Origin of the sequence: Runella limosa DSM 17973, from assembly GCF_000482465.1 — a bacterium.
Taxonomy (GTDB): domain Bacteria; phylum Bacteroidota; class Bacteroidia; order Cytophagales; family Spirosomataceae; genus Runella; species Runella limosa.
In genome coordinates this window covers 323,470-336,722 of record NZ_KI519422.1, presented here as the reverse complement: position 1 = coordinate 336,722, position 13,253 = coordinate 323,470, and the positions used below count along the sequence as shown (strand labels likewise).

The window sequence follows — 13,253 nt, the reverse complement described above, 5'->3', positions numbered from 1 at the left end:
ATAAGAAATAGGCCAACTCCCCTTAGTTACAGGTGATTTTTGAGTCCATTTCGCATGATACTCAGCGCCTTTCCTAAATGTGCTTCGACGGTTTTGAGGGAAATGGCCATTTCGTCGGCTATTTCTTGGTATTTTTTTCCTTCAAAACGGCTCATTAAAAATACCTTTTGGCATTGTGGCGGTAAGGTATTGACCAGGTCTTCCACCTTTTTAACAACTTCTTCGTACTGGGTGGCGTGGTCGGGTTGTTGGCTACGGGGCGATTCACGGTATTCTGCCAACTCGATATTCTCGGTTTCTTTGAATTCCCAACGTAAGTAGTTAAGTGCCTCATTTCGTACACTTCTGAACAAATAAAGACGATACGAGCTCGTGACGGTTTCGTAGGCTTTGGTTTTCCAAAACCGACAAAACACATCACTCACCAAGTCTTCGGCGATGTCTTTGGAATACACAAATCGCACGGCATGGCTACAGAGCATTTTGTGATAACGGCGAAACAACAACGCGCAGCCTTTGGAAGGGTTTTCAAGAAAAGCCTGCCGAATAAATAGCTCGTTGTCATTCCATTCCCGTTTTTCGCTCGCCAATTCCTCGTTGGTAGCCCCTTCGTTCAGCAATGAATACACATTTGGTTTCGGTGCTTCATCACCTGCACTATCCAGTAAGGTCGATTGCATCTTATAGGTTTTGGATAAAAATTTCTTAGACACTTTATATAACAGAGACAAGTTTTCCAAAAACTCCCCTTAGTTCATTTCAGAAATTTTGGAATTAATATGCCGATGGTAGCGCTGCTGCTTCGGCAACTATTGACAGAAGAAAAATGCAGAAGAGTCCAGAAACTTGTTTTTAGCAAATCCAGCAAAAACTTTATATTTTTGATAAGTAGTATAACAAAACTTTAGATTGTTTGATGGACGAGCCTTATTACCCCTATGAACACCCTTCGACCGAAATAAAATATGATTTTTGGAGTGTAAGCAATGAAAAACATGTAAGAAAACAAGTGATTTTTACTGCTCTAGATACGCCCAATATTTATAATTTGGCTTTGGTAGATATTTTGGAAAATGGAAATATGTCGGATATAACCGAAACACGAAACAAAGACATGAGAACTGTTTTAGCAACTGTCATAAGAATTATAGATAGTTTCTTAAATCAATATACCACTGCTATTGTACATTTTCGTGGTAGCGATGAACGCAGACAACGCTTATACCGTTTGATAATCAGTCGGGAACTCAGTGAAATTCAAAAGAGATTTGTAGTTTTGGGTGGATTTAATGACATACAACCAGAGCCTTTTCAGGCTAATCAACAATATGATTATTTTTTGATTTTAAACGTTCTCTAACATGAAAACCAAACAAGAATATCCAAAACAAAGCTATAACGTTGTAGAAAACAAAGTACTAATAGCCAATGAGTTATTAAAAAAACTAGATATGAACCAGCTTCAAGAGACCATTAAAAAAGCAAGGGCTAAAATATCCAAATAAGACAGTTGAACGCAATCGATTCCTTTATGTTTGAGTATATGGCAGCCCCAATGCTCCAAATGATGAAAAAATCTTTTTTAACGCTTTGGGTTTGCCTTCTTACGTTTGGGGCACAGGCTCAGAAAGACACGCTTGTTGTCAAAGATATTGTCTATGCCGAAGCCGACGGTAAAAAGCTCCAACTGGATATTTATAAACTCAAGCAGCATACTTCTCCCTACCTAATTGTTTGGATTCATGGCGGGGCATGGCATTCGGGAAGTAAAGAAAATCCGCCTTTGGGGATGTTGGAGCACGGTTATGCACTGGCAAGTGTTGATTTTCGGGCGAGTACCGACAAGGCTTTCCCTACGCCCGTACATGACATCAAAGCCGCAATTCGTTTTTTGAGGGCCAATGCCGCTACCTACGGCTACCGAGCCGATAAAATAATCATTTGGGGTGCCTCTTCGGGGGGACATTTGGCGGCATTAGTCGCTACCACCAACAACCATCCGACACTCGAAGGTACGCTTGGAAAATACACCTCCACTTCCTCTTCGGTACAAGCGTGCATTGATTTTTTTGGCCCGACCAACTTCCTAACGATTCTAAATCAGTCCACGCCGCACGGCTTGAATGTGCGCTTGCCTGCCTTGGCTATTTTATTGGGCAAACCCGTTGAGCAAGTGCCTGACCTAGCCAAACTCGCTAGCCCCGTACATCAGGTGACCGCCGATGCTCCTCCTCTTTTTATTGTACATGGCGAACAAGACATTCAAGTACCTATCAATCAGTCTATTGAACTAATGAGCGTCTATAAAAGCAAAAACCGACCCGTTCAGATTGAGTTTATTCCCAACGCAGGCCACTCTAGCCCTGAGTATGCAAAAAAAGAATTGATGAATAAGATGGCGGGGTTTTTGAAGGGAGTATTGTAGTCGGTCTGACTATCGTCTGACCGAGACAATACTGTCATCTGACCTATATTCAACCAATAAGTTAATTTATGGATAAAATAAGTGCGTTTTCAAAGAAAGAGGGATTATAAGACCCCTACTTCTTGCGCAGCCATGCTCGTATCGGCTCGTCGTACCATTTTAAACTTACATACGCCAACACAATAGCACCTGAAAATGTGAGTAGCGCGTAGGGCCATACTTGCGCCAATGTAATACCTTTGTGCTTGCTCACCCATGCCACATAGAAATACAAAAGCACATAATGTGTCATGTACAAAGGATACGAAAGCTCGCCCAAAAACTTGCAAATTTTCGCTTCTTTTTGGCTATGTACTACACCACTGGCACCAATATACACGATTAGGGGGAAGACGATGATAATGCAAAACGCTTCGTACAAGCCATTCATCCAAAGATGCTTTGCCCCGCCTATTCTTGGCATAAACAACACAAGGGCAACCAGCAGACTGCACCAAAAAAACGCATTTTTAATGGTGGTAGGCTTTGTAACCCGCGACAAAAGCAACCCCGCAAAAAAAGGAAATAAAGTACGCGTTATCCCAATACGCATGTGTTCTGTATTTAGGGTCCAGCCACCCGTTACGTCTCCGTTGGGGCTAGTTAGTGCTAAATGCACAAGTATGCCCCCTGCCAGTACCACAAAACCAGCCAGCGCTTTATTGGATAGTTTTCTTATGCCTAAGGCGTAGAGAATATTGGCGATGTACTCAAAAAACAGTGACCACCCCACACTGTTGAGCGGGTGCATTTCTTGCCAACCGCGTATATCCATAGACAGTGGGATGGGGATAAGCGTGTATCCTATCAGCATAACCACTATTAACTTCCAAACAGGAACGGTATGAATGAGTGGCCAGATAGGTGAGTCGGTAAAGTAAAAGCCGATACCGCCGAGGGTCATGCCTAATATAACGAGTGGCTGCAGGCGCTCAAACCGACGCCGAAGAAAGCCACTGAATGTCAACCTATTCCATCTATCGTCGTAGGCGTATCCAATCACAAAACCTGACAAAAGGAAGAAAAAGTCAACGGCTAAATAGCCATGGTTAACCACGTTGTCAAGATGGCTAGTGGCCAGTGGTTCCGTTAGGTGAAAAAACACAACAATAATAGCAGCTACGCCTCGAAGCCCATCTAATAGCTGATAGTGTGGTTTGATGTCAAGGTTGTTAGAACTCATTAATAATGTCACATTTAGTAGTAAAATTGGTTGGGTAAAATTATTACCCCTTGGTCAACAAGAAGCCCGTACCACAAACTTACTGCTGTGGCACGGGCTTCTTGCTCGCTTTTTGTTATTTTTATTCTTTAAAATGGGCGGGACACCCGTACCGCTTACTTCTCCAACGGGTGCTCGCTCAGGAGCTTTGTTGAAGTATAAATATCGCTTTTGCCAGCCGTGGCGGCTCTTACTTCTTTTACTTTTTCGGGTGTGATGGCCGAGGCTTTGTTGCCAAAGGAGTTACGAACGTAAGTCAATACGGCCGCTACTTCTTTGTCGTTGAGCAAACCTGCAAACGGCGTCATCGGTACTTGGCCTGGGTATTGTTTACCGTTTACCTCTATCGGCCCCATGAGTCCTTTGAGAGCAATTTTGATGAGGCGCTCTTCGTTGCCCTGTACCCACTTCGTACCAGCTAATGGCGGGAAGCCCGATGCCGTCAATCCATTGCCGTCGGCTTGGTGGCAGGTGGCGCAGTAGCCTTCTTTGCTATAAATGGTTTTACCCAACTTAAACAATTCCAATTCTGCTCCTTTTAAGGTAGTTGCAACTTCGGCTTCTTTTTTCTTCACTGCCACATTCTCTCCCTTCAAATGCGCTACGGCCGTTTCGTGGGCATACACCATCCAATCGTCCAATGGCTTCTTGGCAGCTTCGGCCAAAATTGGTAACCCTTTTTCTTTGCCAACCCAAGACGCGGCTACGATGGCTACTAAACGCACCCGACTGTTTTCATCTTTCGCAGCTTGCATAAGCAATGCGGCTTGGTCGGGCACTTGATGACCTGTGTAGCGAACTACTTGAACCGCCGCCGAACGCACGTGGTAATCTTTGGCTTTGAGCAACTGGCGCAATAGTTTTTGATCCACTTTATCCAATCCCCAGCTTACCCACAACGCTTCCAACAAATGGTGTTCGTAGCGTGGGTCGTTTTTATCAAGGCTTGCAGTCCATTTGGTTATTTTGGGCAACACTTCAGCGGCATTACGGCCACGAAGCTCACGGCGGGTGCGGTAGCGAGTACGGTATTCGGTGAGCTTGAGGTTGTCCAACAAAGTTTCTACCGAAGCTCCGTCAATTTTCGCAGGAGTCACCAACGGGCGTGAAGGATACGTAATGCGATAAACCCGTCCGTGCATGTGGTCACGGAGAGGGTCACGAGCGTTGTGCTGCATGTGACCAATGAGGATATTGTGCCAGTCAATCACGTACAATGAGCCATCAGGCGCAAACTCCATATCTACTGGACGGAAATTACGGTCTTCACTTACAATCAAATCAACCAAATGTTGACTTTTATAACCCGTTCCGTCATCAACCATACTATGCGCTTTCGTTCCCAAAAACCCGATGGTATTGTTGATCAAAAGCGCTCCTTGCAATTCATCAGGAAAATGTCGGCTTGATACAAACTCTAACCCAGACGTAGGTCGTACCCGATGTTTATCTTCGATAAGTTGTACCGACTTGTGCGTGGCCTGACCATAACGAGGCAATACACTACCAGGCATCATCCAGCGCACATCGGGGCTTGACGTTTCGGCAAAGAATGGTTGTCCCCAATCATCAAATACAATCCCCCAAGGGTTAGGAATTGAGAGCTGTGCCGTACGTTCTAATTTCTTCAATTGAGGACTGTAACGGTAAAACCCACCGTTGGTACCTCGTACTGTTCCGTACGATGTTTCTACATTGGTATGCAAAAACACCCCTTCCCCTGAATAAATAGCACCCGAAGGATCCACAGTATAGGCGTGGCTATTGTGGTGGGTATCGTGGTCATCAAAACCACTCAACAATATTTCTTCTTTATCCGCTTTGCCATCGCCGTTGGTATCTTTCAAGAGCTTAAAATTAGTCCCTTGCGAAACATACACCCCTTCCGAGGCGATTTCAAAACCAAGCGGTAAGTGTAAGTTATCCGCAAAAACGGTACTTTTATCCGCCTTGCCATCGCCGTTGGTATCTTCGAGAATGATTATTTTATCATTTGGTTTAGGATCTCCTGGCTTGTAATGCGGATAGCTAGGCATCGCAGCCACCCACAAACGCCCTTTGTTATCAAACGACATCTGCATCGGCTTGGCCAAGTCAGGGAACTCTTTCTCAGAAGCAAACAACTCAATTTTGTACCCTGATGGCACTTTCAATTTGCTTACGGCCTCGTCGCCGTAGAGGTACGTTAAGCTACCGTTTTTGTCGGGATTAAAGTTTGTTTTTACCGTAGGGAGTGCCCGAGTTCTAGCATCAGCGGCGGCAATATCCACCTTTGTACCCTTCGACGCTGCCAACCAAACGGCCGTATCGCGAATCGCCGTCATTTGACGAATCTTCTCTATTTCAGCAGGATAGTTGTCGGGACCGAAAGGATTGTAACGACGGCCATAGACGTGAACCCCGTTAGGAATCTTGAAGTCGTTGTGCCACATCCAGTTTTTTTCCGCTACTGCTGCATGAACGAGCGTACGGTTGTTTTCAGCTTTGGCAGGCGTTTTTCCTGCTAATTTATCGGCCAAAAACACCCCGAACTTTTTATATCCATCTTCCGTCAATTGCGAACCGTCGATGGTCAATGGTTCTTTCGACTCGGCATACCATTGTTTGGAAGGAGTAAAAGCGTCAATAAACAAAAGGTTGTTGCGCGTTGCTACCTCTTTAATGGCATTGGTATATAATTGCAAATTGGCGTTTTCTTTCACGCCATTGGGCAAATCATACAAACTTGACAAATCTTCAAACGCAATCGGAGAGACCAACACTAACTGTGGTGCCGCACTTCCGTTGTAGGTTTGGCTGAGGGTATGTTTGATAAACGCATCGAGCTCGGCTTTGAAGTTGGCAACCCCTGCCGCTCCTTGAAACGACTCGCTGTAACCAAACATTCCCACGACGACGTCCGTTTTGAGGCGCGTCAACCACTGGTCAGGCGCATCAAAAAAGCCTTCACTGGCTGATTTATTGGCATATTCGGTTTGAAACTTTTCCGCCCCAGGAAACGCCCAAGGGTTGTTTCGGCTTGAGTGAGGCCGAAAACCTGGCGTATCGCCGCCGTCGCACATGTTACGAATGTACAGTTGACTGTCGGGATAACGGAGCTGCATTTCGGTTTCGAAATAATCGTAGTTCAGCATTCGAGAACCAAGGTTTCCCCCGATTAACGAAATGTGCGTTCCTTTTTCAATTTTCAGTGGGGTGGCTAACTCTGGCTGAAAAGCACTGAAGGCAATGAACGCCGCACTGGCAGCGATCAGCAATCCTTGTACGCTTCTTCTCATGGATTTAGGAATTTATGTAACAGGGTTTTCTTTTCTATTTTACAATACCACGGTAAGGTACCTGAATGGCTATTTTTCCTTTCCATTTTTTGGGAACAGGCTTATCCAATAACCATAGTATTGAATTGACGGTCAGACGCTGAACACCTTCTTCTTGAAAATCTTCGGGGTGACCTAGGGTTGTGAAAAACACCTTTGCGCCTTCTTTGTTTTTCCACGTCCACGCTACGGGATTGTCAATAGCAGCTTTGTCAGGATTGACTGATTTTCCCAACAAAAGCGAAACAGAACCTTGTGGCGGATAATCGGGCTTGACGCGATACAACCAAGAAGGCACATGAAACGAGGCAGGAACTCCTCTCAAAATCGGGTGTTTGGCCGCTTCGGAAATGATGGTTACGTCAGTGGTACTTTTGTGGCCGTAGTGCGTATGCCCCGCTCTTCCCCAACCTGGAGGCGTCCCAAAAGCACGTTCGCCAAAGGCATTCCAGACTTCGGACGGATCACCTTTGGGGAAATTAAAGGCGTGGGTGGACGTACGGAAACCCATCACAGGCTTTCCAGATTTTAAATATTCATCAATAAAAGCCAGTTGCTCAGGAGGGAGTTGACGCCAACGGAGAAAAAATATAGCTAAGTCAGCTTCGCGGAGCGCTTCCAAACCTGGAATGTTTTTTTCGGCGTTTTGGTCAGGATAGGACGAGAGAATTTTGGTACGAACGCCGTAGTTTTTTTCCAACTCGGCGGCTATCAATGGTAACGTTTGCTCGCCGCTGTATTCGTGGTCACCACAGACAAAAACCACCAAAGGTTTTTTTTGTGCCAATACTCCCTGCGACGGAAGCACCCAAGCAATAAAAAGAGAGAGAAAAGAAATAAGGCCAAAACTCCAAAGGGTACGGACTTTCGGACGACGGTGGGTCGGTTGGTTCATCGGCATGTACTGATTAAGCTTCTTTGTTGGTAGTAAAAAAAAGGAAACGATGTGTTTGTATAAAAAGTAGCCAAATTGGAGTTTATACCGTAGGCTTCTGATTAAAAGATGCCTACGGTATGAATCAAGCTTTCTATCTATTTATGCACCCTTTTAAGTACTCGTAACATCATTTTTTCAAACTTATTTTAACCACATAGTTCACATAGCATTTTTCACAATAGACATATAGCCTTTTCTTAGGTTTTCTATGTGTCTATTCTACTGTGCCCTATGTGTTTAAAACAAATGACGCTTAGTAGCCAGGATTTTGCTTCAACTTGCTATTGTTACGAATTTCGGCAGTAGGAATAGGGAATAGCAACTCACGGTCTTTGAGCGTTGGGCCGTAAGAAAACTTGTGACCCACGTAGTTTTCAAACTTCTTGGTCGTGACGTTGAAGGCTTTGCGCAAACGCACCATGTCATACCACGTTTTGTTTTCAAAGCTCAACTCGTACCAACGTTCCCGCCAAATGGCTTCTCTCAGTTCTTCTTTGCTCAAGCCCTTCAATTCGGGTAATTCGGCGCGTTTACGAACGGCATTGACCGCATCATACGCCACCGCCGTTGGGCCATTTGCCTCATTTGACGCCTCAGCCAATGTCAACAATACCTCGGCGTAGCGCAATACCGTCCAGTTCAAGTCGCTGCTAGTGGTCGAAAGTTGGGCGGTGTTGTCAAAATGTTTGTACAAATAATAGCCTCCCAAATTACGCGTCTTGGTGCGGTCGCTGCGCAACGAAAACGATGAGTAATAGAACTGCTTCTCGGCCGTACGCTTGTCTCCTTTTTCGTACGACTCCACAAACTCTTTGTTGGCAAAAATCGCGCCCGTTTCGTCGGTATAAGCCGAAATCCCTTGGTTGTACGGAATGATTGACGTTTGCCAGTTGGAAGGCAATACAAAAGCCACAAACTGGACCATGAAGATATTTTCACCTACGTTCTTTTTGGCAGGATTGTGTAAGTCGTCGTACGAAGGAAACAAGCTAAAGTTCTTCATCGTAACCACCTCTTGGGCTTTATCTGCCGCTTTTTTGTAATATTCAGCTCCTTTTTGGAGTGGATAGCCCGCCATCGTTAAGTACACCGACGACAATAGCGACTTCACTGCGCCCATCGATGCGCGTCCTGTAGCATCGGCATTGGGCAATCCCGATGCCTCGGCTTCAACGAGGTCGGCTTCAATCAACTTATAAACTTCCTCTACAGATGCTTGCGGCGCGTACAAATCGGGCGATTTGAGGTCAACAGGGTCTTTGATTAAAGGAATACCCCCAAAAATTCGTACCAATTCGTAATAATACAATGCCCGCAAGAAACGTGCCTCGCCCAAATAACGCTTTTTGGCGGCCTCGTTCATCGTAATGCCAGGGATTTTGGCAATGGCCAAGTTGGCATTGGCAATACCACGGTAGTGGTTGGTCCAGTAGGTAGCACCGTAGCCATTGTCGGAGTTGTTGACCAAATTGCGCACAAAAATGCTGTTTTGGGCTTGCCCTAACTCGGTATTGGCCAAGCCTGTTGCAAATTCGAGCATCATCCAAGGCCCTCCGTTGAACCCTCCTCCTAGCACGTTGCGGAGGTTTTCATAGATGGAGTTGACCACACTTTCGGCGTGTTCGGGCTTGGTGAAATAGTTTTCGAGGGTAAAGTTTGAGCGATCGGGTTCTTCCAAAAACTCCGAGCAACTTCCTGCCGATACCAATAGCGCTCCGCTAATTAACCATCGGCTGATATATTTTACTGTCGCGTTCATGCTTGATTTCTTTTTAATGAAAGTGATACAACAATTACAAACCGATATTTAAGCCTACCATAAATACCCGTGGTTTTGGATAAGCGTACAAATCCACGCCTTGGTCAAAGGCCGAACCTGAAGTAGAAACCTCTGGGTCATAGCCTTCAAATTTGGTACGCAAGAAGAAATTCTGCACCGATGCAAACGCCCGCAAGCGGTTCAAATGAATTTTCTCAATCATTTTGGTCGGGAAGCGGTACGACAACAATAGGTTACGTCCACGAATGAACGAGCCATCTTGCACACGGTCGGTGTCGTTGTTGGTGTTATATCCTGCCGAAACAGGGCGAGTTTGGGCAATATTAGTATTTTGCCTTTCAGGTGTCCACGCGTTCAATACCGTTTTGAAACTGTTGGCAATTCCTGTGCGGTCTTCGGCGGAGTGCTTGCTACGGAACAACACGTCGTTGCCGTACATAAACTGTAAATCCACCATCAACTCTAGGTTTTTGTGCGAAAACGTGTTGGTCAACGTCCCAAACCCATCAGGAATCCCCTTGCCAATAATCACACGGTCGTTGTCGTTGATAACCCCGTCTTGATTTACATCTTGGTACTTGATGTCCCCTGGTTTTTTCAAGTAACGCGCAGCTTCTGACTCCTCGGCCAAGCTCCACGTACCTTGGTGAACAAATCCAAAGAACGACCCCACAGGCTGTCCTTCTCGAATGACGGTCGAACCGTTGAAGATGTCGGCGCCGCCCGTCAAGGCGATTACTTTATTTCGGTTGATAGAAATGTTAAAGGCAGTGCTCCAATTGAAATTAGGCGTAGCCACGTTCACCGAGTTGATGCCCAATTCAATACCACGGTTTTCCATGCTACCAATGTTTTGGCTCACGGTAGTATAACCACTACTTGACGGCACAGGCGCGCTCAACAACATGTCGGAAGTCAGCTTGCGATAGACGTCAAATTCGAGGTTCAAGCGGTTGTTGAACAAACCGACTTCGATACCTGCATCCACTTGAGCCGTTTTTTCCCAACGTAAATCAGGGTTGGCCAAACGGTTGACGCCAATACCGATTTGACGGGCATTGTTAAAAATCACCGAGTAGTTGCCCAATCCCGCCAAGGCTTGGTAGGCCGTAATTTCGGAGTTACCCGTCAAACCGTAGCTCGTGCGTAATTTTAGATTGGAAATAACGGGTATGCCTTTCATGAAATCTTCGTCAATAACCCGCCACGCCAACGCTGCCGACGGAAACACTGCGTAGCGATTGGACGAACCAAACTTAGACGAACCATCAATACGACCCGTGAAGGTCAACAGGTATTTTTCTTTCAAACTGTAGTTGATACGGCCGAAGTAAGAGTTTAATCCATAAGCACTTGTACTTGAAGTCGGCGCCACGGCAACAGCCCCTGCCCCTAAATTATTGAACTGAAAATAATCATCCTGAAAACGTTGGGCTCTTGCTTGCGACGAGAAACGATCAACGTGCTGCCACGCCAACCCCAACAAGGCATTCACTGAGTGAATCGACTTAAATTTAGTATTGTAGGTCAGGTAGTTTTCAAACTGCCAAGAATTGTGACGCTCGTTGTTGATGTAAGCATCTCCACCTTGGTTACGAGAAATGTAGTTCAACGTCCGACCACCGTAATAATCGTTGCGCTGATTGATGATATTTGTACCAAGCGTTGTGCGTAGTTCCAAACCTTTGGCCAAAGTAATGTTGGTATAAATATTGCCCAACATGGTTTGGGTTTTGAGGTAATACAAACGCTCAGTCGCTACGTGGACGGGGTTCCCGCCGCCTTCCATGCCTGGGTAATCTTCATTTCCACCCCAGCGGCCGTCGGGGTAACGTACGGGAATAATGGGCAACGCCTCCAACACCTGACGCATGGCGATAATTCCGCCCCCGCCGAGTGGATCGACTTGGCTTTCGTTTTGATCGTTGTAGCTCAACGCACCGCCAACTTTCAACCATTTTTTAATTTGGCTATCCACCACAAAACGCCCCGAAAAGCGCTTCAACCACGAGCCCGTCATCAAACCGTCTTCGTTGCGGTAGCCCAAATACACCCCAAAATTATCTTTTGAGTTTCCGCCCGTAAACGACAATTGGTGGTTTTGGGTCAATGCTTTCCGAAACGACTCGTCTTGCCAGTCCGTATTGTACAATGGTTTGCCGTTTGCATCAAAAAGCAATGGGTTCGTGCGTTTGGTTTTGGGGTCAACGTACTTGCCCCCAGCCCAACCTACGGGATCGTATTTTTTGGCATTTTCGTAGGCAACATCTTCTATTCGCAAAAACTCTTCTGAGTTCAATAAAGGAATTTTTCGGGGCAATACGCCCACGCTGAAATCGGTATCATAGTTGACCCGCCCACCGTCTTTGCTTCCGCGTTTGGTCGAAACCAAAATTACCCCATTGGCACCCCGCGCTCCGTAAATCGCGGTAGCTGAGGCGTCTTTCAACACTTCAATCGACGCAATGTCATTGGCGTTGATGTAGTCCATGGGGGTACTGCCGTTGGCAAGGTCAGTGGCGTTCAAAATCACGCCGTCAATCACATAAAGCGGGTTATTGGCTACACTCACCGAGGTATTTCCCCGAATACGGATGTTGGCACGGCCTCCAGGACGACCCGAGTTGACCGATACGTTTACCCCCGTAATGCGTCCCGAAAGGGCTTGGTTTAGTGATGCCGAGGGGCGTTCTTGCAACACTTCTCCTTTGACCGTTCCGACCGAACCCGTCAAATCTGATTTACGCTGCACGCCGTAACCTACCACAATGACTTCTTCCAGCGATTTGGCATCTACTTTGAGCGCGACCGTTAGTTGGACTTGGTTTCCCACCGTTATTTCTTGGGTAACATAGCCCAAATAGCTAAATACCAGCGTGGCATTATCGTTTGGAACTTCCACATCAAAACGGCCATCAGCATTGGTCGTCGTGCCACGGGTCGTACCTTTCACGACCACGCTTACGCCTGGCAATCCTGTGCCAGCTTCGTCATTGACAATCCCCGCCACTTTTCGCGCCAAAGGAAAATTTACTTCGCGAGGTAGCGCTCCTGATGAAGCACGGACTGGAGCGGCTTCTTTTTCGGGCGTCAGAATAATCTGCTGCCCAATGATTTCATAACGTAGCCTAAGCGAGCGGGTGAGTTTTCCCAATACCTCCGAAAGAGGCTCATTGGAAGCAATCAGCGTGATTTTACGGTCGGCAGGAAGGGCAGTTGGGCGGTAAGCAAAACGAATTTTAATCTGCTTTTCAATTACCGTTAGGGCTTGCCTTGCTCCCTGATTTTCAACGTGTATCGACACTTTTTGCTTGAGAATTTCCTGGGCATTGACTTCATTGGCCAACGACACACCCGTAAAAATCACCGCCAGCAGGCATTGTATCAGTGATAATTTCATAAGGTGGTAAAAGAGGGGTTTGAAACGTACCTTTGTTTTCATTAGATTTGAATGTTTTTGTTAAGAATTAGGCAAAAACTCCTCCCTCACGTCTTCCATGAGACGCTTGCAGATCGACCAAAATCACAAGGGG

General features: G+C 46.1%; 9 protein-coding genes. 3 read left to right on the top strand and 6 right to left on the bottom strand.

Features of this window, described 5'->3' with window-relative positions:
- Nucleotides 1–26: 26 nt before the first annotated feature.
- Nucleotides 27–680 carry an RNA polymerase sigma-70 factor gene (locus K339_RS34195; protein ID WP_051398120.1) on the bottom strand — a complete coding sequence of 218 codons (654 nt, stop codon included), beginning with the start codon at nucleotides 678–680 and terminating at the stop codon, nucleotides 27–29.
- Between the two features lie 236 nt (nucleotides 681–916).
- Here K339_RS34195 and K339_RS36115 point away from each other — a divergent pair, with 236 nt between their 5' ends.
- The 3 genes from K339_RS36115 to K339_RS0119235 are packed head-to-tail and all read left to right on the top strand — an operon-like array spanning nucleotide 917 to nucleotide 2,425.
- Nucleotides 917–1,360 carry a DUF6934 family protein gene (locus K339_RS36115; RefSeq protein ID WP_051398119.1) on the top strand — a complete coding sequence of 148 codons (444 nt, stop codon included), beginning with the start codon at nucleotides 917–919 and terminating at the stop codon, nucleotides 1,358–1,360.
- Nucleotide 1,361: 1 nt separating this feature from the next.
- Nucleotides 1,362–1,505: a hypothetical protein gene (locus K339_RS37195; RefSeq protein WP_157607659.1), complete on the top strand. Its 144-nt coding sequence runs from the start codon at nucleotides 1,362–1,364 to the stop codon at nucleotides 1,503–1,505.
- Nucleotides 1,506–1,564: 59 nt separating this feature from the next.
- On the top strand, nucleotides 1,565–2,425 hold the full coding sequence (locus K339_RS0119235) for an alpha/beta hydrolase (protein ID WP_229598778.1): 861 nt from the start codon (nucleotides 1,565–1,567) through the stop codon (nucleotides 2,423–2,425).
- 115 nt (nucleotides 2,426–2,540) lie between these two features.
- On the opposite strand, the gene K339_RS0119230 is transcribed toward K339_RS0119235, so the two are convergent.
- From K339_RS0119230 to K339_RS0119210, 5 genes are all read right to left on the bottom strand, one after another.
- Complete coding sequence (locus K339_RS0119230) at nucleotides 2,541–3,647, bottom strand: acyltransferase family protein (RefSeq protein WP_028525059.1); 1,107 nt, start codon at nucleotides 3,645–3,647, stop codon at nucleotides 2,541–2,543.
- Between the two features lie 155 nt (nucleotides 3,648–3,802).
- Nucleotides 3,803–6,964 carry a PVC-type heme-binding CxxCH protein gene (locus tag K339_RS0119225; RefSeq protein WP_037301130.1) on the bottom strand — a complete coding sequence of 1,054 codons (3,162 nt, stop codon included), beginning with the start codon at nucleotides 6,962–6,964 and terminating at the stop codon, nucleotides 3,803–3,805.
- 34 nt (nucleotides 6,965–6,998) lie between these two features.
- Nucleotides 6,999–7,898, bottom strand: a complete 900-nt coding sequence (locus tag K339_RS0119220; RefSeq protein WP_084332264.1) for a ThuA domain-containing protein — start codon at nucleotides 7,896–7,898, stop codon at nucleotides 6,999–7,001.
- A 295-nt stretch (nucleotides 7,899–8,193) separates the two neighbouring features.
- Complete coding sequence (locus K339_RS0119215; protein ID WP_028525056.1) at nucleotides 8,194–9,699, bottom strand: RagB/SusD family nutrient uptake outer membrane protein; 1,506 nt, start codon at nucleotides 9,697–9,699, stop codon at nucleotides 8,194–8,196.
- A 34-nt stretch (nucleotides 9,700–9,733) separates the two neighbouring features.
- Entirely contained in the window at nucleotides 9,734–13,162 is a 3,429-nt protein-coding gene (locus tag K339_RS0119210) for a TonB-dependent receptor (protein ID WP_028525055.1), read from the bottom strand.
- Nucleotides 13,163–13,253: the final 91 nt, after the last annotated feature.